This window comes from Pseudomonas sp. No.21, from assembly GCF_054558415.1.
On sequence record NZ_BAAJNO010000023.1, the window covers coordinates 1 to 21,587 of the forward strand.

17 protein-coding genes and 1 pseudogene are annotated in these 21,587 nt (G+C 68.8%); 14 read left to right on the top strand and 4 right to left on the bottom strand.

Annotation, left to right across the window (positions count from 1 at the left end; translation table 11 throughout):
• Nucleotides 1-83 precede the first annotated feature (83 nt).
• The gene (locus ACYJSS_RS29290; protein ID WP_052351366.1) at nucleotides 84-593 is read right to left on the bottom strand and encodes a DUF4136 domain-containing protein; all 510 of its coding nucleotides are present in this window, start codon (nucleotides 591-593) and stop codon (nucleotides 84-86) included.
• Between the two features lie 139 nt (nucleotides 594-732).
• On the opposite strand from ACYJSS_RS29290, the gene ACYJSS_RS29295 reads away from it, so the two are divergent.
• The 4 genes from ACYJSS_RS29295 to ilvA all read left to right on the top strand — a co-directional run bounded on the left by ACYJSS_RS29295 (nucleotide 733) and on the right by ilvA (nucleotide 4,305).
• On the top strand, nucleotides 733-1,254 hold the full coding sequence (locus ACYJSS_RS29295) for a DUF4345 domain-containing protein (protein ID WP_111259669.1): 522 nt from the start codon (nucleotides 733-735) through the stop codon (nucleotides 1,252-1,254).
• 94 nt (nucleotides 1,255-1,348) lie between these two features.
• The gene (locus ACYJSS_RS29300; protein WP_043244530.1) at nucleotides 1,349-2,170 is read left to right on the top strand and encodes an HDOD domain-containing protein; all 822 of its coding nucleotides are present in this window, start codon (nucleotides 1,349-1,351) and stop codon (nucleotides 2,168-2,170) included.
• A gap of 195 nt (nucleotides 2,171-2,365) precedes the next feature.
• Nucleotides 2,366-2,782, top strand: coding sequence for a YybH family protein (locus ACYJSS_RS29305; protein WP_043244527.1), 417 nt, complete (start codon nucleotides 2,366-2,368; stop codon nucleotides 2,780-2,782).
• Complete coding sequence (ilvA, locus tag ACYJSS_RS29310; RefSeq protein WP_111259670.1) at nucleotides 2,779-4,305, top strand: threonine ammonia-lyase, biosynthetic; 1,527 nt, start codon at nucleotides 2,779-2,781, stop codon at nucleotides 4,303-4,305. Before ACYJSS_RS29305 ends, ilvA begins: the two co-directional genes overlap by 4 nt.
• A gap of 221 nt (nucleotides 4,306-4,526) precedes the next feature.
• Here ilvA and trmA read toward each other — a convergent pair whose 3' ends face one another.
• Both trmA and ACYJSS_RS29320 read right to left on the bottom strand, forming a co-directional pair.
• Nucleotides 4,527-5,621, bottom strand: a complete 1,095-nt coding sequence (gene trmA, locus ACYJSS_RS29315; RefSeq protein WP_111259671.1) for a tRNA (uridine(54)-C5)-methyltransferase TrmA — start codon at nucleotides 5,619-5,621, stop codon at nucleotides 4,527-4,529.
• A complete protein-coding gene (locus ACYJSS_RS29320) occupies nucleotides 5,621-6,913 on the bottom strand; it encodes an NCS2 family permease (protein WP_111259672.1) in 1,293 nt (430 codons plus the stop codon). Before ACYJSS_RS29320 ends, trmA begins: the two co-directional genes overlap by 1 nt.
• A gap of 293 nt (nucleotides 6,914-7,206) precedes the next feature.
• Here ACYJSS_RS29320 and ACYJSS_RS29325 point away from each other — a divergent pair.
• The 3 genes and pseudogenes from ACYJSS_RS29325 to ACYJSS_RS29335 all read left to right on the top strand — a co-directional run.
• Nucleotides 7,207-7,733 (top strand): annotated as a pseudogene (locus tag ACYJSS_RS29325) ((2Fe-2S)-binding protein); the annotation flags it as partial.
• Nucleotides 7,734-8,723 (top strand): FAD binding domain-containing protein, encoded by a 990-nt coding sequence (locus tag ACYJSS_RS29330; protein WP_111259674.1) that lies wholly within the window; start codon nucleotides 7,734-7,736, stop codon nucleotides 8,721-8,723.
• Nucleotides 8,720-10,927, top strand: a complete 2,208-nt coding sequence (locus ACYJSS_RS29335) for a xanthine dehydrogenase family protein molybdopterin-binding subunit (RefSeq protein WP_236206500.1) — start codon at nucleotides 8,720-8,722, stop codon at nucleotides 10,925-10,927. Before ACYJSS_RS29330 ends, ACYJSS_RS29335 begins: the two co-directional genes overlap by 4 nt.
• Here the strand turns inward: ACYJSS_RS29335 and ACYJSS_RS29340 are convergent, their stop codons facing one another.
• Complete coding sequence (locus ACYJSS_RS29340; RefSeq protein WP_111259676.1) at nucleotides 10,928-12,145, bottom strand: MFS transporter; 1,218 nt, start codon at nucleotides 12,143-12,145, stop codon at nucleotides 10,928-10,930.
• A gap of 280 nt (nucleotides 12,146-12,425) precedes the next feature.
• On the opposite strand from ACYJSS_RS29340, the gene ACYJSS_RS29345 reads away from it, so the two are divergent.
• The 7 genes from ACYJSS_RS29345 (at nucleotide 12,426) to cydB (ending at nucleotide 21,573) form a co-directional block, all read left to right on the top strand.
• A complete protein-coding gene (locus ACYJSS_RS29345; protein WP_236206501.1) occupies nucleotides 12,426-15,257 on the top strand; it encodes a xanthine dehydrogenase family protein molybdopterin-binding subunit in 2,832 nt (943 codons plus the stop codon).
• Nucleotides 15,250-15,789 (top strand): (2Fe-2S)-binding protein, encoded by a 540-nt coding sequence (locus tag ACYJSS_RS29350; RefSeq protein WP_111259678.1) that lies wholly within the window; start codon nucleotides 15,250-15,252, stop codon nucleotides 15,787-15,789. Before ACYJSS_RS29345 ends, ACYJSS_RS29350 begins: the two co-directional genes overlap by 8 nt.
• Nucleotides 15,790-15,791: 2 nt before the next feature.
• Complete coding sequence (locus ACYJSS_RS29355; RefSeq protein ID WP_459481179.1) at nucleotides 15,792-17,015, top strand: c-type cytochrome; 1,224 nt, start codon at nucleotides 15,792-15,794, stop codon at nucleotides 17,013-17,015.
• 2 nt (nucleotides 17,016-17,017) lie between these two features.
• Nucleotides 17,018-17,989, top strand: a complete 972-nt coding sequence (locus ACYJSS_RS29360; RefSeq protein ID WP_111259680.1) for an XdhC family protein — start codon at nucleotides 17,018-17,020, stop codon at nucleotides 17,987-17,989.
• A gap of 162 nt (nucleotides 17,990-18,151) precedes the next feature.
• Nucleotides 18,152-18,739 carry a nucleotidyltransferase family protein gene (locus ACYJSS_RS29365; protein ID WP_111259681.1) on the top strand — a complete coding sequence of 196 codons (588 nt, stop codon included), beginning with the start codon at nucleotides 18,152-18,154 and terminating at the stop codon, nucleotides 18,737-18,739.
• Nucleotides 18,740-19,117: 378 nt separating this feature from the next.
• Nucleotides 19,118-20,563, top strand: a complete 1,446-nt coding sequence (locus ACYJSS_RS29370) for a cytochrome ubiquinol oxidase subunit I (RefSeq protein ID WP_111259682.1) — start codon at nucleotides 19,118-19,120, stop codon at nucleotides 20,561-20,563.
• A gap of 2 nt (nucleotides 20,564-20,565) precedes the next feature.
• A complete protein-coding gene (gene cydB / locus ACYJSS_RS29375) occupies nucleotides 20,566-21,573 on the top strand; it encodes a cytochrome d ubiquinol oxidase subunit II (protein WP_021218807.1) in 1,008 nt (335 codons plus the stop codon).
• Nucleotides 21,574-21,587: the final 14 nt, after the last annotated feature.

Sequence of the window (21,587 nt, forward strand, 5' to 3'; positions counted from 1 at the left end):
CGCCGCTCCCGACTCTGCCTGGTGGAGGTGAAAAGCGACCTCCACCCTACGCAGCGGTCATGTCCCGTTGCGGGCTGGACGCCTCAAGGCGCCGGCCGCGCCGGGAAGCCCTGCAGCAGTTCGGCGACGGCCTTGTCGAAGCCTTGCTGGGTCAGCTTGGGGTCTTGCAGCTGGCGGCTGATCTGGGCTTCGAACAGCACCCGTTCGTCGAAGCCGTCGAGGATGCGCAGGGCGAGGCGGGCGCGTTCGTCCTGGGTCAGTTCGGTCTGGTTGTAGACGGCGCCGCCGGGGGTGATCACCGGGCGCATGGTCACGCCGGGCTCGGGGGACAGGCCCAGGGCGTAGATGATGGTCAGGTCGCTGCCCTTTTCCTGGTAGCGATAGCCCTTGGCTTCCATGGCCTTGTGCAGGGCGTTGTCGAAGCGCTCCTCCAGGTCCTGGCGGTGGCCCGGGGCGCGCACCGGCTGGATGGTGAAGGTCATGTAGGGGGTGTCACGCACGGCGGGGGCGATGGTCACCTGGTCGTCGTGCGGGGCGGCGCAGGCGCCCAGCAGCATGGCGAGCAGCGGCAGGCTGAGGCGGGGCGGCAGCATGGGTGAACTCCTTGGGATGGGCCTTTCCAGAGCCTAGCCGCGGTGCTGCCAGGGTGCCCCGACCTTGCGATGGGTTGGGCGAACGAAACGATCCGCGACGGGTCTTTTGCAGATCGCTGCCGATCGGAGGAGAAAGGCGATGCTACTTGCCCGGCTGATTCTGGTGGTCCAGGTCCTGGTGTTCGCGGGTTTCGGCCTGGCCTACTGGTTCCGCCCCTACGAGATGGCCAACCTCAGCGGCATGCTGCTGATGGAGACCGCCTCGGTGAGCAACGTGCGCGTCTACTACGGCGGCCTGCAGATCGGCCTGGCGCTGTTCCTGCTGTGGGCCCTGCGTGGGCGCGAGCTGATGCGTGCGGCACTGATGATGCTGCTGCTGGTGCAGTCGGCCCTGGCCCTGGCGCGCATCGGTTCGCTGTGGCTGGACGACGGCACCCTGCAGAATTTCGATATCAGCTCCCTGGCCTACAAGGTGGCCACCGCGCTGCTGGCCGGCGTGGCCCTGGTGCAGCTGGCGCGCCAGCGGGAACCGGAGCCGGACACCGCGCTGATCGGCGACCTGGACGACGAGATCAACGAGCCGCTGCGCCGGGGCGGCGTGCGTGAAGGCCTGGTGGAACGCATCGACGAAGCGGCACCGCTGCCACCTGAAAGGCCTTGAAACAGAGCCTTCGCCTGCGCGGCGACGGCCTGCCGGGCAGGCTTGGGAAACTTGCCTATCCTTTGGTTTTCAAGCCGATGAAGGAGGTGGTCCCATGGATATAGACGCCCTATTTTCCAACCTGCACACCTTGCCCAGCATTCCCAAGGTGGCGCAGGACCTGATCCAGCAATTCGACAGCCCGACCTCCAGCCTGGATGGCGTGGCGCGCAATATCGCCCTCGACCCGGTGATCGCCGCCAAGGTGCTGCGCCTGGCCAACTCCGCGCGTTTTCGCGGGGCGCGGGAGTCCACCAGCATCGAGGACGCGGCCATGCGCCTGGGCTTCAACACCCTGCGCACCCTGGTGATGGCCTCGGCCGTGACCGGCGCCTTCAAGGCCTCGCCCAACTACGACCTGAAGGGCTTCTGGCTGCACAGCTTCCAGGTGGCGAGCATCAGCCGCCTGCTGGCCAAGCAGAAGGGCGTGGACGCGGACACGGCGTTCACCTGCGGGATGATGCATGACATCGGCGAGCTGCTGATCCAGACCGGTGCCCCGGAGTTCGCCGAGAAGCTCAACAGCGGCAAGGGCGGTGCCACCGGGCGTGCCGCCAGCGAGACGCTGCAACTGGGGTTCGGCTACCCGGAAGTGGGCGCGGAGCTGGCGCGGCGCTGGCAGCTGCCGGCGGTGATCCAGCAGGCCATCGCCTACCAGGCGCGACCGATGCAGGCGCCGGCCGATGCGTTGCTGCCGCGCATCCTGGCCCAGGCGGTGCTGGTCAGCGAGGCGCTGCAGGCCCATGGCGGTGCCACCGAGGAGGCGCGGCAGTCCCTGGAAGGCCCGCTGGTGGAAGGCGTGGACCTGGACGCGCTGTTCGCCGCGCTGCCGGCCGTGCTGGAGGCGGACAAGGCCTTCGCCGAGCTGCTCACCTGAAAACCGCCGCTTGACTTGGCGCAGCGGCAGGAATAATTTCCAGCACCATGAAACCGACCACCCAGATGCTGCGCCAACAGATTATTACCGCCATTCGATACTTGGCGGGTTGACCAGTACCTACACAGAAACCCGCCCTCGAGGCGGGTTTCTTCTTTCTGTCTCCTGGGCCCCAAGCGAACCTCAGGAGACGCCATGCAACCCTCCCCTCTCGTCCAGGCCGTGCAACGGGCGGACCAGCTGATCAATGCCGGGCGCTTCGATGCGCTGATGGATTTCTACACCGACGATGCCGTGCTCGTCGTGCGCCCGGGCCTCAGTGTCCAGGGCCGCGACGGCATCCGCCGCGCCTTCGATGCCATCGCCGCGCACTTCCAGCACAGCCTCTGGGTCAGCCAGCGCGACCTGCAGGTGATGGAGACCGGCGACACCGCCCTGGTCATGGGGCGTGCGCGCATCCAGTGGCGGTCCGCCGACGGCTTCCTGTCCTTCCTCGAACGCAAGGCCACCTACGTGTTCCGCCGCCAGGCCGACGACAGCTGGCGCTGCGCCGTGGACAACTCCTATGGCACCGACCTGCTCGACGCCGTCACCGGGGAGGCCGTGGCATGACCGACGCCCTGCTCAAAGGCTATGTGCAGAAGATCCTCCGCGCGCCGGTCTACGACGTCGCCATCGAGACGCCCCTGCAGCCGGCGCCACGCCTGGCCCAGCGCCTCGGCAACGCCGTGCTGCTCAAGCGAGAGGACCTGCAGCCGGTGTTCTCCTTCAAGATCCGTGGTGCCTACAACCGCGTGTCCCAGCTCAGCGCCGAGCAGCGTGCGCGCGGGGTGATCGCCGCCTCCGCCGGCAACCACGCCCAGGGCCTGGCCCTGGCGGCGCGGCACCTGGGGATCGAGGCGACCATCGTCATGCCGCGCACCACGCCGGAGCTCAAGGTCCAGGGCGTGCTCGCCCGGGGCGGCCGCGCGGTGCTCCACGGCGACGCCTTCCCCGAGGCCCTGGCCCATGCCCTGCAACTGGCCGAGGCGCGCGGGCTGACCTTCGTGCCGCCCTATGACGACCCCGACGTGATCGCCGGCCAGGGCACCGTGGCCATGGAGATCCTGCGCCAGCATCCCGGGCGGCTGGACGCCATCTTCGTGCCGGTGGGCGGCGGTTCGCTGATCGCCGGCATCGCCGCCTATGTGAAGTACCTGCGCCCCGAGGTGAGGGTGATCGGCGTCGAGCCGGACGACTCCAACTGCCTGCAGGCGGCCATGGCCGCCGGCGAGCGCGTGGTGCTGGAGCAGGTCGGGCTGTTCGCCGACGGCGTGGCCGTGGCGCAGATCGGCGCGCACAACTTCGAGGTCTGCCGCCAGTACGTGGACGAGGTGCTCACCGTCAGCGCCGACGAGATCTGCGCGGCGATCAAGGACATCTACGACGACACCCGCTCCATCACCGAGCCGGCCGGCGCGCTGGCCGTGGCCGGGATCAAGAAGTACGTGGCCCGCGAGCGCTGCGAGGGGCGCACCCTGGTGGCCATCGACTCGGGCGCCAACGTCAACTTCGACCGCCTGCGCCACGTCGCCGAGCGTGCCGAGCTGGGGGAGCAGCGCGAGGCGATCATCGCCGTGACCATCCCCGAGCGCCCGGGCAGCTTCCGCGCCTTCTGCGAGGCCCTGGGGCGGCGGCAGATCACCGAATTCAACTACCGCTACCACGGCGATGCCGAGGCGCACATCTTCGTCGGCGTGCAGACCCACCCGGAGAACGACCCGCGCGGGGCTCTGGTGCAAGGCCTGCGCGACCAGGGCTTCCCGGTGCTGGACCTGACCGACAACGAGCTGGCCAAGCTGCACATCCGCCACATGGTCGGCGGGCGCGCGGACGGCGCCCTGCACGAGCGCCTGCTGCGCTTCGAATTCCCCGAGCGCCCCGGTGCGTTGCTCAATTTCCTCGACAAGCTGGGCGGGCGCTGGAACATCAGCCTGTTCCACTACCGCAACCACGGCGCCGCCGATGGCCGCGTGGTGGCCGGCCTGCAGGTGCCCGACCACGAGCTGCACCTGTTGCCCGGGGCGCTGGACGCCATCGGCTACCCCTGGTGGGACGAGAGCGACAACCCGGCGTATCGCCTGTTCGTGGGGTGATGGGGGAGGGGCCGGCTGGGTAGGCGCGAATTCATTCGCATCGGGGTACCAGGCGGTCACGCACAGGGTGGGCGTAGGGTGGGCTTCAGCCCACCGTTTTCCTTCGGCCAGCTCGGTCTCCAGCCCGTTTCCGGGCGCGCCTCACCTCCGCCTTGGTGGAGGTAAAAAGCGACCTCCACCCTACGCAGCGGTCATGTCCGTGCGGTGGCTCGCGGCCGGAATCAGCGCCTGACCAGCAACACACCCGATTCCATGTGGTGGGTGTAGGGGAACTGGTCGAACAGGGCGCAGCGCTCGATGCGGTGGGTGTCGTGCAGCTGGGCGATGTTGGCGGCCAGGGTCTCCGGGTTGCAGGAGATGTAGAGGATGCGTTCGAAGCGGCGGGTCAGCTCGCAGGTGTCCGGGTCCATGCCGGCGCGGGGCGGGTCGACGAACACGGTGCCGAACTCGTAGGCCTTGAGGTCGATGCCGGCGAGGCGGCGGAAGGGGCGCACTTCGTTGAGGGCTTCGGTCAGCTCTTCGGCGGAGAGGCGCACCAGGGTGACGTTGTCCACGCCGTTGTCGGCGAGGTTGGCCAGGGCGGCGTTGACCGAGGTCTTGCTGATCTCGGTGGCCAGCGCCTTGCGCGCGCGGGTGGCCAGGGGCAGGGTGAAGTTGCCGTTGCCGCAGTACAGCTCCAGCAGGTCGTCGCTGCGCTCGCCCATGGCTTCGAAGGCCCAGGCCAGCATCTTTTGGCACACCTCGCCGTTGGGCTGGGTGAAGGCGCCTTCGGGCTGGCGGTAGCGGAAGGCACGGCCGGCGACGGTCAGCTCTTCTTCCACGTAGTCGCGGCCGATGACGATGCGCTTGCCCTTGGAGCGGCCCACCAGGCTCACGCCCAGGTCGGCGGCGAGCTTCTCGGCCTCGGCCTTCCAGGCATCGTCCAGGGGGCGGTGGTAGCAGAGGGTGATCAGCGCGTCGCCCGACAGGGTGGTGAGGAACTCCACCTGGAACAGCTTGAACGACAGCACCTGGCTGGCCTGCCAGCCGGCCTTCAGGCGCGGCATCAGCTCGTTGATGCGGCGGCTGGCGATGGGGAAGTCCTCGATCAGCACGGGAGTGAACTTGTCCCCGGCTTCGAACATGGCGTAGTGACGGGTTTCACTGCCGGTCTCGCGCCACAGGCGGAACTCGGCGCGCAGGCGGTAGTGCTCGCGGGGCGAGTCGAAGACGTCCGGTTGCGGTGCGTCGAAGGGCGCCAGCAGGGCCTTCAGGCGCTCGGCCTTGTCGGCGAGCTGCGCGGCGTAGCCTGTGGGATCGAACTGCGGGCGGCTCATCAGTGGAAGAACCCCATCTTGATCACGAACAGCACGGCGAGGATCACCAGCGCCGGGCTCAGTTCGTTGTAGCGCCCGGCCAGGGTCTTGATGGCGGCCCAGGCGATGAAGCCGAAGGCGATGCCGTCGGCGATGGAGTAGGTGAAGGGCATCGCCAGGGCGGTGATCAGCACCGGGGCGGCGGTGGTCAGGTCGTTCCAGTCGATCTCGGCCAGGCCCGAGGCCATCAGCACGGCGACGAAGAACAGCGCCGGGGCGGTGGCGAAGGCGGGCACGCTGCCGGCCAGCGGGGAGAGGAACAGCGCCAGCAGGAACAGGATGGCGACGACGATGGCGGTGAGGCCGGTGCGGCCACCGGCGCTGACGCCGGCGGCGGATTCGATGTAGCTGGTGGTGGTGGAGGTGCCCAGCAGCGAGCCGCCCATGGCGGCGGTGGAGTCGGCGATCAGCGCGCGGCCCATCTTCGGCATGTGGCCGTCGGCACGCATCAGGCCGGCCTTCTTGGCCACGGCGATGAGGGTGCCGGAGTTGTCGAACAGGTCGACGAAGAGGAAGGCGAAGATCACGCTGACCAGGCCGATTTCCAGCGCGCCCTTGATGTCCAGCTGCAGGAAGGTGGGTGCCAGGGACGGCGGCATGGAGACGATGCCGCCGAACTTCGACACGCCCAGGCCGATGCCGGCGAGGGTGACGGCGAGGATGCCGATCAGCACCGCGCCGGTCACCTTGCGCGCCTCCAGGGCGACGATCAGGAAGAAGCCGAGCACCGCCAGCACCGGCTCGGGCTTGGCCAGGTCGCCCAGGGTCAGCATGGTCACCGGGTGGGCGGCGACGATGCCGGCCTTCTGCAGGGCGATCAGCGCCAGGAACAGGCCGATGCCGGCGGCGATGGCCGAGCGCAGCTCCAGCGGGATGCTGTTGATGATCCATTCGCGGATCTTGAAGATCGACAGTACGAAGAACATGCACGCCGAGATGAACACCGCGCCCAGGGCCACCTGCCAGGTGTGGCCCATGTGCAGCACCACGGTGTAGGTGAAGAAGGCGTTCAGGCCCATGCCTGGGGCGAGGGCGATGGGGTAGTTGGCGATCAGGCCCATGATGGCCGAGCCGATGGCGGCCGCCAGGCAGGTGGCGACGAACACCGCGCCCTTGTCCATGCCGGTCTCGCCGAGGATGTCGGGGTTCACGAAGAGGATGTAGGCCATCGTCAGGAAGGTGGTGATCCCCGCCAGGACTTCGGTGCGTACGTTGGTGTCGTGCGCTCTGAGTTGGAACAGTTTTTCCAGCATGTGTGCTCCCCGTGACGTCTGCGCGTCGTGTTGGCCCGGACTGGATAGCAGTCAAGCACAGCGCCTGCGGTTGGGCGCCGTTTCTGCCAGCCCGGCAAAAAAGGCGCGCATCATACCAGCTCCCCCGGGGGCGGTGAATTTATGACCAGACGGGCAGCTTCGGTTTCGTCCATCCGCCCGTCGGGGCAGAAACCCTGAACCTCGGGGAAGAGCGGCCAGTCCACCTCAAAGATGCGGGTATCCACACCCGCGCACCGCCCTTCGGGGCCGGACCAGACAAGCCTGAGGTCGACATGAGTGCCCTATCCAGCCCACGCCGTGGCCCCGCTGCCATCGGCCACCCGATCCAACTGGTCATCAACGGCGAGCCCCATCGGCTGCAGGTGGAGCCCTGGACGACGCTGCTCGACCTGCTGCGCGAGCGCCTCGACCTGGTGGGCACCAAGAAGGGCTGCGACCACGGCCAGTGCGGCGCCTGCACGGTGTTGCGCAACGGTGTGCGGATCAACGCCTGCCTGGCCCTGGCGGTGATGCAGGACGGCGCCGAGATCACCACGGTGGAGGGCCTGGAACGCGGCGGCGAGCTGCACCCCATGCAGGCCGCCTTCATCCGCCACGATGCCTTCCAGTGCGGCTACTGCACGCCGGGGCAGCTCTGCTCGGCGGTGGCCCTGGCCAGCGAGAACCGCGCCCACGACCGCGATGCCATCCGCGAGCAGATGAGCGGCAACCTGTGCCGCTGCGGTGCCTACGCCAACATCCTCGACGCCATCGAAGAGGCGCTGCCGGCCTGCCGCGGCGCTGCCAGGGGGGACGCCGCATGACGCCCTTCAGCTTCGAGCGCCCCGAGGAACTGGACCAGGCCCTGGCGCTGGCCGGCCCCCACGCACGCTTCATCGCCGGTGGCACCAACCTGGTGGACCTGATGAAGGAGAACGTCGAGCGCCCCGAACGGCTGATCGACATCACCGCGCTGCCCCTGCACGGCGTGCTGGTCGGCGAGGGCGGCGGGCTGCGCGTCGGCGCCCTGGTGAGCAACGCCGACCTGGCCTGGCACCCGCGCGTACAGAGCCACTACCCGCTGCTGGCCGAGGCGCTGCTGGCGGGGGCCTCGCCGCAGCTGCGCAACATGGCCACCGTCGGCGGCAACCTGCTGCAACGCACCCGCTGCCAGTACTTCTACGACGTGGCCACGCCCTGCAACAAGCGCGCGCCTGGCAGCGGCTGCCCGGCGCGCACGGGGCTCAACCGCAACCACGCGATACTCGGCGCCAGCGAACACTGCGTGGCCACCCACCCTTCCGACATGTGCGTGGCCCTGGCGGCGCTGGAGGCCGTCGTGCACGTCGCCGGCCCCGGCGGCACGCGGGCGATCCCCTTCGCCGACTTCCACCGCCTGCCGGGCGACGAGCCGCAGCGCGACAATCACCTGGCGGCGGACGAGCTGATCACCGAGGTCGAGCTGCCGCCGTCGTCCTTCGCCCGCCACAGCGCCTACCTGAAGATCCGTGATCGTGCCTCCTACGCCTTCGCCCTGGTCTCGGTGGCGGCGGCGCTGCGCCTGGACCAGGGCGCCATCGCCGAGGCGCGCATCGCCCTGGGCGGCGTGGCGCACAAGCCCTGGCGCCAGCCCGAGGCCGAGGCGGCACTGGTGGGCAAGCCCTGCACGCCGGCGGCCTTCCGCGTCGCCGCCGATCTGCTGCTGCAGGGGGCCGAGGGGTTGGGGCGCAACAATTTCAAGGTGGAGCTGGCCCGCCGCGCGGTGATCCGCGCCCTGGCCGACGCCGCCAAGGGAGGGCCGCGCGTATGAGTGCATCGCCACTGGGCAAGGCCCATGACCGGGTGGATGGTCGCGACAAGGTCACCGGTCGCGCCCGCTACGCCGCCGACTTCGCAGTGCCCGGCCTGTTGCATGGCTGGGTGGTCAATGCCGGCATCCCGCGCGGGCGCATCCTCGCCATCGACAGCCGCGCGGCGGAAGCGGCGCCCGGCGTGCAGCTGGTGCTGACCCACGCCAACCGGCCGCCGGTCGCCCGCTACGACGAGCCCTACGAGGACGCCGACGCCGCCGACGGCTCGCCGTTCCGCCCGCTGTACAACGACCGCATCCTCTATAGCGGCCAGCCGGTAGCCCTGGTGGTGGCCGAGACCCTGGAGCAGGCGCGCCACGCCGCCGCCCTGGTGGCGGTGGAGTATGAAACGGAGCCGCACCAGACCGACCTGCTGGCCGCCCTCGACGACGCCCACCTGGCCCCGGCGTCCCTGCCCGAGCCGCGCGGCGATTGCGCAGGCGCCCTGGCGGGGGCGGCGCTGCGCATCGAGGTGCAGTACAGCTCGCCCATCGAGCACCACAACCCCATGGAGCCCCATGCCGCCACCGTGGTCATGCAGCCCGACGGCGCGCTGCTGGTCTACGACAAGACCCAGGGCACGCAGAACAGCCAGCAGTACATCGAAGGGGTGTTCGGCCTGGAGCCGGGCCGGGTACGGGTGATGGCGCCCTTCGTCGGCGGCGCCTTCGGCTCCGGCCTGCGCCCGCAGTACCAGCTGGTGCTGGCGGTGATGGCGGCGCTCAAGCTGCACCGCTCGGTGCGCGTGACCCTGACCCGGCAGCAGATGTTCAGCTTCGGCTACCGCCCGCGCACCGTGCAGCGCCTGGCCCTGGGCGCCGCCGCCAACGGCGAGCTGCGCGCCCTGCGCCATGAGGCGGTGGCGCAGACCTCGCGCTTCGAGGACTTCACCGAGCACGTGGTGGAGTGGTCCGGGATGCTCTACCAGTGCGACAACGTCGAGCTGGGCTACCGCCTGGCGCCGCTGGACGTCTACACGCCGCTGGACATGCGCGCCCCGGGCGCGACCCTGGGGGTCTTCGCCCTGGAGTGCGCCATGGACGAGATGGCCGCCGCCGTGGCCATCGACCCGTTGCAACTGCGCCTCATCAACTACGCCGAGCGCAACCAGAACGAGGGCAAGCCCTTCTCCAGCAAGGCCCTGCGCGAGTGCTACGCCCAGGGCGCCGAGCGTTTCGGCTGGGCGGCGCGAGACCCGCAGCCGCGCAGCATGCGCGAGGGCCGCGAGCTGATCGGCTGGGGCCTGGCCACCGGCGTCTGGGAGGCGATGCAGAGCCCGGCCAGCGCCCGCGCGCTGATCGACGGCGAGGGCCACCTGCACGTGAGCAGCGCGACCACCGACATCGGCACCGGCACCTACACGGTGATGACCCAGATCGCCGCCGCGAGCCTGGGGCTGGACATGGCGCGGGTGACCTTCAGCCTAGGCGACTCGCACCTGCCCAAGGCCCCGCTGCAGGGTGGCTCCTTCACCGTCTCCTCGGTGGGCAGCGCGGTGCAGCAGGCCTGCGTGGCGCTGCAGGAGAAGCTGCTGAAGGCCGCCGCCGAGCGGGAGGGCTCGCCCTTCGCTGGGCTTGCGCGCGATCAGGTGGAGTTCGTCGACGGCCAGTTGCGGGTCATCGGCGCGCCGCAGCAGGCGCTGGGCTTTGGCGAGATCGTCCGCGCCAGCGGCGGCGCGGCCCTGGAGGCGCAGGTGGAGGCCAGGCCCGACGAGAGACGCGAGGCCTATTCCACCGCCACCCACTCGGCGGTGTTCGTCGAGGTGCGGGTGGACGAGGCGCTGGGCGTGGTGCGCGTCGCCCGGGTGGTCAGCGCCATCGCCGCCGGGCGCCTGGTCAACCCGAAGACCGCGCGCAGCCAGATCCTCGGCGGCGTGGTGTGGGGCATCGGCATGGCCCTGCAGGAGGAGACCCAGACCGACCACGCGCTGGGCCGGCACATGAACCACAACCTGGCCGAGTACCACATCCCGGTGCACGCGGACATCGGCGAGGTCGAGGTGATCTTCGTCGAGGAGGAGGACCGCGTGGTCAATGCCCTGGGTTCCAAGGGGGTCGGCGAGATCGGCATCGTCGGGGTCGCGGCGGCGGTTGCCAACGCCATCTGGCATGCCACCGGCAAGCGCATCCGCGACCTGCCGATCACCCCCGACAAGCTGCTCTGATCAGTCGCCGCCGTGCAGGCGGTCGCGGTTGGCCAGGGTGGGGAAGAGCCTTATCCACAGGCCGGTGATGAGCAGCGTGCCGACGCCGCCCATCACCACCGCCGGCACGGTGCCGAACCAGGCGGCGGTGACCCCGGACTCGAACTCGCCGAGCTGGTTGGAGGCGCCGATGAACAGGCCGTTGACCGCGCTGACGCGGCCGCGCATCTCGTCCGGGGTGTGCAGCTGCACGAAGGCGCCCCGGATCACCATGCTGATCATGTCCGCCGCGCCGAGCACCGCCAGCACCGCGAGGGAGAACCAGAACGAGGTGGACAGGCCGAAGGCGATGGTCGCCACGCCGAACACGCCGACGGCGGTGAACATGATCCGCCCCACGTTGCGCTCGATGGGGAAGCGCGCCAGCCAGAACGACATGGCCAGCGCGCCCACCGCCGGCGCCGAGCGCAGCAGGCCGAGGCCCCAGGGGCCGGTGAGCAGGATGTCCTTGGCGAACACCGGCAGCAGCGCAGTGGCGCCACCCAGCAGCACGGCGAACAGATCCAGGGAGATGGCGCCGAGGATGTCCGGGCGGCTGCGGATGAAGCGGATGCCGGCCAGCAGCGAGTCCAGGGAGGCGGGCTCCTTGCGCAGCACCTGCTGGCGGCTGGAAAGGCTCAGCATCAGGCAGCAGGCGAGGCCGTAGAGCACCGTCACCGGGCCGTAGACCCAGAGGCTGCCGACGGCGTAGAGCAGGCCGCCGAGGGCGGGCGCGACGATGGTCGCCGCCTGCATCGCCGAGGCGGCCGCGGCCACCGCGCGGGGGAACAGTTGGGCCGGGACGATGTTCGGCAGCAGCGCCTGGGTGGCCGGCATCTCGAAGGCCCGCGCGGCGCCAAGGGCGAAGGCGAGGAGGAAGATCATCTCGCGGCTGACGTTGTCGGTGGCGCTGCCGAACGCCAGTGCGGCGGCGATCAGGCCCTGGGCCGTCTGGCACAGCGCCGCGACCCGGCGCCGATCGTAGCGGTCGGCAACGTGCCCGGTATGCAGCATGAACAGCACGCGCGGGAGGAATTCCGCCAGGCCCACCAGGCCCAGGTCGAGCACGCTGCCGGTGAGGGCGTAGAGGTGCCAGCCGATGGCCACGGTGAGCATCTGGAAGCCGCTGGCCGTGCAGACGCGGGCGAGCCAGAACGCGAGGAACGGGCGGTGGTGACGCAGGAGCTGGGCCTGGGGCATGGAAAAATGCTTAGGGAGCTATCGGAAGCGCAGCCTATCACCTCGCTCGGGCGCGGGTGAATGGGGCTCCCGGGGTTTCGTCAGCGACCCGACGAGCTCGTTTCCTGACTGACTGGGCAAATTTTTCTTTTTCTGCCAGACCGCCTTGGTTAGAATTTGACTTCGAGGTCAAAAAATCCTTTCGACTACGCTTGAATCGACCACTCCCGAGAGTGGCCGACAACCGTTTTTACGCTCAGAAAACAGGAGTCGGCGTCCGCCAAGGCTCCGAGGAACGGGTATGTCCAACCGTGAGTTATCCCGACGCGCCTTCTTGCAGGGCAGTGTCATCGCAGGTATCGGCATCACGCTGGCACCGCTGGGCAGCAAGGCCTTTGCTGCATTGTTCGAAGACCGGGTCACCGCCTCGCCACAGCCCTGGTACACGCCGGGCGGCCAGGCGCGAGCGCGCATCGACGGCGTCTCCAAGGCCTGCGGGGCCAAGGTCTTCGCCCGTGACATCCGCGCCAAGGACATGCCCGGCTGGCCCCAGCGCCAGGGCCATGCGCTGCTGATCAAGGCGACCCGCGCCGATCACCTCTACGCCGGCCTGGACCTGTCCATGCTCGGCGACGAGCTCAAGCCCGATCGCCTGGTCACCGCGGCGGACCTCGCCCGTGACGGCATCGGCTTCCCCGAAGGCCACAACCTCGACCCCTTCCTGCCGGAAGGCCAGGTGCCGATGTTCATCGGCCACCCGGTGGCGATGGCCATCTGGACCGACTTCGACCGCTACCGCCGGGCCAAGAACATCCTCAAGTTCAACGAGAAGGTGGTGCGCTACGGCGCCAAGGCCGAGCTGTACCAGGCCGACCCCTACGGCAGCTTCCGCTTCGTGCGGGTGGGCGGCGAGACGCCCTTCGAGCCGGACGTGTTCTCCAGCCTCAAGGACAGCATGCTGTTCCCCATCATCCGCCAGCGCAAACCGGTGTGGAGCCAGCAGGCCAGGATCAACGGCGACCTGACCCAGCAGGGCCTCTACTACGCCGAACGCATGGAGCAGCAACTCAAGGCGCCGCCGGAAGACTGGCTGGTGTTCGACGAGCGCTTCACCACCCAGTCCATCGAGCCGGCGGCCCTGGAAGCCGACAACGGCAACGGCTGGTACGACGCCGAAAGCGGCACCCTGCACTTCGTGGTCGCCACCCAGTGCCCCTTCGAGGTGGCCGAGCAGACCGCGCACATGCTGGCGCCGTCGCGCTTCAAGGTGGCCAAGCTCAACCTGCACCCGGGCTACACCGTGGGCTACGGCTCCAAGGACAACAACATCTTCGTCTTCTACGCCGCGCTCGCCGCGATGTACGGCGAGGGCGTGCCGGTGCGCCTGGCCAACGACCGCTACGAGCAGTTCCAGAGCGGCATCAAGCGCCACCCCTTCGACATGCACTACCAGCTGGCGGTGAACAAGCGGGACCACAGCTTCCAGATCTTCCGCGCGCACATGGACGTCGACGGCGGCGGCCGCGCCAACTACAGCTCCTCGGTGGCGGCGGTCGGCGCCACGGCGGCGCAGTCCATCTACTACCTGCCGCAGAGCGACCTGGCCGCCACTGCGTACCATTCGCGCGGCGTCGAGGCCGGTTCCATGCGCGGCTACGGCACCCTGCAGACCATGGCCGCCACCGAGATGATGGTGGACGAGGTGGCCGGCCGCCTGGGCCTGGACGCCATCGAGCTGCGCAGGAAGAACGTCTTCAAGACCGGCATGAAGAACACCCAGGGTGCGATTCCCGCCGGTGCCCTGCGCCTCGACGAGATCCTCGACAAGGCCGCCCAGCATGAAATCTGGCGCACCCGCGCGGAGCGCAAGCAGCGCTTCGACGCCGAGGACCCGGACAACCTCTACGGCGTCGGTTTCGCCATGTGCCAGAAGGACTTCGGCACCGGCTCCGAGGCGCCCCTGGCGAGCCTGGAGATCACCGCCGACGGGCGCGTGCTGCTGCGCCACGTGGCCATCGACATGGGCACCGGCATGGCCACCTCCCAGGCACTGCTGGCCGCCGACCACCTGGGACAGCCGGCCCACGAGATCAAGACCGGGGAGACCGACTGGCACGAGCTGGGCCTGGTCACCAGCGGCAACCCCTACATCATCAGCCAGGCCGACCAGGACGCCGCGCTGAAGAACCCGCGCTGGGTGGGCAAGCTGGCCTCGCCGTCCTCGGCCACCAACTCCGCGTACTACTCCGGCCACGCCACCCGCGAGGCCGCACGCATCCTCTTCAACCACGGCCTGTGGCCGGCGGCGCTGAGCATCTGGGGCCGTGGCGAGTACAACGGCTCGCTCAACCCCTACGTGGTGCGCCGCGAGGACGCCCACTGGAAGGACGGCGCCCTGAGCGCCGGCGGCATGCCGCCGATCCCCTTCGAGCTGCTGGCCAGGAAGGCCCACGACCTGGGCCTGGTCACTGCGGCCAGCGTGCACGGCTTCAACCGCTGGAAGTGGGCCTCGGCCGAGTTCGAGATCAACGGCGTGCGCGAGAGCCTGCCGCTGGACGCGGTGGCGGTGAAGTACGGCGCCGGTGCCGACGCCGGCAAGCGCGCCCTGATGACCCGCAACGGCTACCACCTGCTGGACCGCGTCTCGGTCAGCTACCCGGAAACCCAGCTCAACAACGCCATGGTCACCTACTACAGCCCGGTGGCCACCCTGGTGGAGATCAAGGTCAACAAGGGCAGCGGCGAGGCCCGGGTGATCAACCACCATTCCTGGATGGAGTGCGGCCGGGTGATCGTCCCCGAGCTGGTGCTCGGCCAGCTGGAAGGCGGCATCGCCATGGGCATCGGCCACGCGCTGATGGAGGAGATGCCGCTCTACGAAGGGGGCCCGGGCGAGGGCACCTGGAACTTCAACCGCTACCAGCTGCCCCGGGCGAAGGACGTCGCCGTGTGGTCGCAGACGGCGGAGATCCTGCCGCCGCTGTCGCCCAGCGACCCGGCCAAGGGCATCGCCGAAGTGGTGATGATCCCCGTGGTCGGCGCCATCGTGAACGCCGTGGCCCACGCCACCGGCAAGCGCCTGCGCGACCTTCCCCTGACTCCGGCCCGCATCAAGGAGGCCCTCCATGGCTAACCGCGCGCTCAGCATGAACATCAACGGCCAGGCCGTCGGCCCCATCGAGGTGGCGGATGACCTGATGATGATCGACTTCCTCCACGAGTACCTGAACCTCACCGGTTCGCGCCTGGGCTGCGGCCAGGGCGTGTGCCACGCCTGCGTGGCCATCCTCGACAAGCCCGACGGCACCAGCGAGGAGATCCGCACCTGCATCACCGGCGCGCATTTCTTCGCCGGCAAGAAGGTGCGCACGGTGGAGGGCCACGCCCAGCTCGACGACAAGGGCGAGGTGAAGAGCCTCAACCCCATCCAGCAGAAGTTCGTCGACCAGTTCGCCTTCCAGTGCAGCTACTGCACCCCGGGCTACGTCAACGCCGCCACCGTGCTGGTGGAGAAGCTGCAGCGCCAGCCGGTCAAGCGCAGCGAGCTGGAGGGCGAGATCGACAACGCCCTGGGCAAGCACATCTGCCGCTGCACCGGTTACGTCCGCTACTACAGCGCCGCGCGCGATGTGGTCGAGGAACTGGGTCTGGTGAAGGAAGGCTGATGATGAAAGCACTGCTGATCGCCGCCGGGCTGTTCCTGCCCCTGGCCGCCACCGCCGCGCCCGAAGCGCCCGCCGACAAGGCCCTGATCGAGCGCGGCCGCTACATTTCCCGCGCCGCCGACTGCGTGGCCTGCCACAGCATCGAGGGCAGCGCCCCCTATGCCGGCGGCCTGCCCCTGGAGTCGCCGTTCGGCACCATCTATGGCACCAACATCAGCCCGGACAAGGAGCACGGCATCGGCCACTACACCGCCGATGACCTCTACCGCGCGCTGACCCAGGGCGAGAAGCCCGACGGCAGCAAGCTCTACCCGGCGATGCCCTACACCTCCTACCACCTCATCACCCGCGAGGACTCCGACGCCCTCTACGCCTACCTGATGAGCCGCGAGCCGATCCCCAAGGCGAGCCCGCAGACCAGCCTGACCTTCCCGTTCAACCTGCGCTTCGGCCTGGCGTTCTGGAACATGCTCTACAAGAACCGCGTGCAGATGCAGCCGGCGGAGGGCAAGAGCGAGCAGTGGCAGCGCGGCCAGTACCTGGTGGAAGCCCTCGGCCACTGCGGTGAATGCCACACCCCGCGCAACGCGCTCGGTGCCCTGCAGCAGGACCAGCGCATGGAAGGCGGTGTGCTTCTGGGCTACCTGGCGCCGAGCCTGAAGGCCGAGGCGCTGGCCGCCCGTGGCTGGACCACCAACGACCTGGCGACCTTCCTCAAGCACGGCATCAGCGCCCAGGGCTCGGTGTTCAACGAGATGTACCCGGTGCTGCACCACAGCCTGCAATACCTGCCGGAGGTGGATCACCAGGCCATGGCGGTGTTCCTCATGGGTGACCAGCCGCCGGCTCCGGCGACCATCGCCACCCGCCCGCTGGCCGAGCTCACCGCCAGCGCCCAGGCCGGTCGCCAGGAGTACCTGAACCTCTGCGCCGGCTGCCATGGCGCGCAGGGGCAGGGCATCCCCCACGTGGCGGTGGCCATGGCCGGCAACACCACCCTGCGCCAGGAGGATTCGCGCAACCTCTTGCGGGTGATCGACGACGGCATCCGCGAGCAGCAGTTCACCGGCTTCGAGCGGATGCAGCCGATGCCGGGCTTCCAGCACGATCTTGATGACGCGCGGATGCGCGATCTGCTCAACTACCTGCGCCAGACCTGGGGAGGATCGCCCGGGGACATCGGCATGGAGAGCGTCTCCCAACTGCGAAGCGAAAAGGTTCACTGACCATGCAACACCTCGACCTCATCGTCGTGCGCAAGGCCCTCGAATGGTCCCGGGCCGGCCAGCGTGTCTGGCTCTGTACCGTGCTTTCCACCTACGGCTCGGCGCCCCGCGCGCCGGGTTCGCTGCTGGCCGCCAACGAGGCGGGGCAGTGGGTGGGGTCGTTGTCCGGTGGTTGCGTCGAGGATGACTTCCTCGAACGTGTCGCCGAAGGCGCCTTCCCCGAGCCGCTGGCGCTGGTGCGCTACGGCGACGGCAGCGACGAGCGTTCGAAGATCAGCCTGCCCTGCGGCGGGGTGCTGGACGTGCTGGTGGAGAACCTGCCGGCCGATTGCGAGGTGCAGGCGCACCTGCGCGAGCTGGAAAGCGCCCTGGCCGGCCAGCGCCGGCTGCTGCGGGAGATCCGCATCGACGGCGGCAGCCGCACCCTGCGGGAGGACCGCGAGCAGGGCGCCCGGGTCGAGCGCGACGAGCAGGTCATCCGCCTGCGCGTAGGGGCCGCCCAGCGCCTGCTGCTGGCCGGGTATTCCTCGGTGGCGCAGGTGTGCGCCGAGTTCGCCCAGCCGCTGGGCTTCGAGGTGGTGCTCTGTGACCCCCGCGAGGAGGTGCTCGAGGGCGTCGAGCTGCCGGGCGTCGAGGTGCGTCGCGAGCTGCCGTCCGAAGTGATCCGCAACGGTGGTTGCCACGCTGACACCGCCGTGGTGGCGCTGACCCACGACCCGCGCATCGACGACCTGGCGATGATCGAGGCGGTGCGCACCGAGGCCTTCTACATCGGCGTGATGGGCTCGATGGCCACCAGCACCAAGCGCCGGGAGCGCCTGCGCCGCGTGGGCGGCCTGAGCGAAGCGGACATGGCCCGCATCATCGCCCCCATCGGCCTGAACCTGGGCAGCAAGACCCCGGCGGAGATCGCCCTGGCGGTGCTTGCCGACATCCTGCGGGTGCGCAATGCGATACCGCGCGAGCGGGTTTGATTCCCTGGACGGAATACATGGGCGGCTCTCTGTGGGAGCGAATTCATTCGCGATGGCGGCCGACAGGCTGCTGCTCTGTATCGGTTTGCTGCTGGGACCGCTGCGCGGCCCTTTCGCGAATGAATTCGCTCCCACCCATTCTTTGATGCCCCAGGAGTTGTCATGCCCCCCGTCATCGCCCTGATCCTCGCCGCTGGCCGTGGTACCCGCTTCGGCAGCGACAAGCGCCAGGCGCGCCTGGCCGATGGGCGCACCCTGCTGGCGGCCAGCGTGGCGCGGGTGCGGGCGGTGTTCGATGAGGTGCATGTGGTGCTACGCCCGGAGGACGACCCGGCGGCGCTGGGCCTGCCGGCCGATTGCCCGGTGATCCGCTGCGCGGACGCCGACCTGGGCATGGGCCACAGCCTGGCGGCCGGCGTGCGCGGGTTATCCACAGCCCGGGGCGATGCCCTGGCGGTGCTGCTGGGCGACATGCCCTGGCTGGCCGAGGCGACCCTGGGCGGGCTGCTGGCGCGGGCCGACGCCCGGCGCATCCTGTTTCCGCTGCACCAGGGCCGGCGCGGCCACCCGGTGATCTTCGGCCGCGCCTTCTGGCCTGAACTCGAACGCCTCCAGGGCGACGAAGGTGCCCGTGCGGTGCTCGCCGCCCATCGCGAGGCCTGGTTGGCGCTGGAGGTGGACGACCCTGGCGTGGTGCTGGACGTGGACACGCCCAAGGCCCTTGATTCGGGGCACGCGCCACGGCCGTAGGCGTGCACCGGCTTCCAGGGGTGTAGGGTGGATGACGCTTCATCCATCCACCAGGCGGGTTAGCGGGCTGCTCAGGACTGTCCAGTGACCTTGTAGCGGAGCTCCGGTCCGGCTCCGTGTTTGTCCAGGGCTATCCACTCGCTGCGGCAACCTGCCGCGTGGCAATCGACCACAGCTTTTTTCCTCAAGCGAAGCGCTACTCTTTAGCTGCTGATTGATCTGCGTCAATGCCCGCACCTTGGGCTTGCGCTTGCGGCTGAGTGAGCCGCCATCTCCCTGAAACTCCAGATAAAAAGAACGAATTCCCAGGGCCCGCGCTCCAATTGCCGGAGTGACCCGCCCAGGGCCGTGCCCGTGAACCAGCTAGAGGACGTCGTAATGTTCGGATTGGAGGCTCTTGATCTCGCCCGAATCCAGTTCGCCTTCACCATTTCCTTCCACATCATCTTTCCGGCCATCACCATCGGCCTGGCGAGTTACCTGGCGGTACTGGAAGGCTTGTGGCTGAAGACCAACCGGGAGGTCTACCGCGACCTCTATCACTTCTGGTCGAAGATTTTCGCCGTCAACTTCGGCATGGGCGTGGTGTCCGGCCTGGTGATGGCCTATCAGTTCGGCACCAACTGGAGCGCGTTCTCCGACTTCGCCGGCTCGGTCACCGGGCCGCTGCTGACCTACGAGGTGCTCACCGCGTTCTTCCTCGAGGCCGGCTTCCTCGGCGTGATGCTGTTCGGCTGGAACCGCGTCGGCCCGGGCCTGCACTTCTTCTCCACGGTGATGGTGGCCATCGGCACGCTGATCTCCACCTTCTGGATCCTCGCCTCCAACAGCTGGATGCAGACGCCCCAGGGCTTCGAGATCGTCGATGGCCGGGTGATCCCCACCGACTGGTTCGCGGTGATCTTCAACCCGTCCTTCCCCTATCGCCTGGCGCACATGGCCACCGCGGCCTTCCTCGCCACGGCGTTCTTCGTCGGCTCCTCGGCGGCCTGGCACCTGCTGCGCGGGCGGGACAACCCGGCGATCCGCCAGATGCTCTCCATGGCCATGTGGATGGCCCTTCTGGTGGCGCCGGTGCAGGCCTTCATCGGCGACATGCACGGCCTCAACACCCTCAAGCACCAGCCGGCGAAGATCGCCGCCATCGAGGGCCATTGGGAGAACCCGCCCGGCGAGGCGACGCCGCTGATCCTCTTCGGCTGGCCGGACATGGAGCGCGAGGAAACCCGCTTCAAGGTGGAGATCCCCTACCTCGGCAGCCTGATCCTCACCCACAGCCTGGACAAGCAGGTGCCGGCGCTGAAGGAGTTCCCCAAGGAAGACCGGCCCAACTCCACCATCGTCTTCTGGTCGTTCCGCATCATGGTCGCCCTGGGCCTGCTGATGATCCTGGTCGGCGTCTGGAGCCTGTGGCTGCGCTGGCGCGGCGGGCTCTTCACCTCGCGGCCCTTCCTCCACCTATGCCTGTGGATGGGGCCGTCCGGGCTGATCGCGATCCTCGCCGGCTGGTTCACCACCGAGATCGGCCGCCAGCCCTGGGTCGTGTACGGCCTGATGCGCACCGCCGACGCCTCGTCCAACCACAGCTTCGCGCAGATGAGCCTCACCCTGATCATGTTCGTGGTGGTCTATTTCGCCGTGTTCGGCGCCGGCTTCAGCTACCTGCTGCGCCTGGTGCGCAAGGGACCGAAGACCGACGAGGGCAAGGAGCAGGGTATCGGCGGTCCCGGCCAGAAACGTACGCCGGCGCGGCCCATCTCGGCGGCCGACGAGAATATGGAAGACGACGACAACTCGGGTGACGACCTGGGCGCGAGGAACTGAACATGGGCATCGACCTTTCTCTGATCTGGGCGATCATCATCGTCTTCGGCGTGATGATGTACGTGGTGATGGACGGCTTCGACCTGGGCATCGGCATCCTCTTCCCCTTCGTCAAGGACGACTCCGAGCGCGACGTGATGATGAACACCGTCGCGCCGGTGTGGGACGGTAACGAGACCTGGCTGGTGCTGGGCGGGGCGGGCCTGTTCGCGGCCTTCCCGCTGGCCTACTCGGTGGTGCTGAGCGCGCTCTACCTGCCGCTGATGTTCATGCTCATCGGCCTGGTGTTCCGTGGCGTGGCCTTCGAGTTCCGCTTCAAGGCCAAGGAGCACAAGCGCCACATCTGGGACAAGGCCTTCATCGGCGGCTCCCTGGCGGCGACCTTCTTCCAGGGCGTGGCCCTGGGGGCCTTCATCGAGGGCATCCCGGTGGAGAACCGCCAGTTCGCCGGCGGCGGGCTGGACTGGCTGGCGCCCTTCCCGATCTTCAGCGGCCTGGGGCTGGTGGCGGCCTATGCGCTGCTCGGCTGCACCTGGCTGATCATGAAGACCGAAGGCCGCCTGCAGGAGCAGATGCACGACATGGCGCGCCCGCTGGCCCTGGTGCTGCTGGCGGTGATCGGCATCGTCAGCATCTGGACGCCCTTGTCCCATGGCGAGATCGCCCAGCGCTGGTTCAGCCTGCCCAACCTGTTCTGGTTCATGCCGGTGCCGCTGCTGGTGCTGGTGACCTTCTTCTACCTGCTGCGATCGGTGGCGAACTACGACAACATCAAGCCCTTCGTGCTCACCCTGATCCTCATCTTCCTCGGCTACAGCGGCCTGGGCATCAGCCTCTGGCCGAACATCGTGCCGGGCTCGCTGAGCATCTGGCAGGCCGCCGCGCCGCCGCAGAGCCAGGGCTTCGCGCTGGTGGGGGCGCTGTTCATCATCCCCTTCATCCTCGTGTACACCGCCTGGAGCTACTACGTGTTCCGCGGCAAGGTGACCCCGGACCAGGGCTACCACTAGTGGCCAGGAGAGCG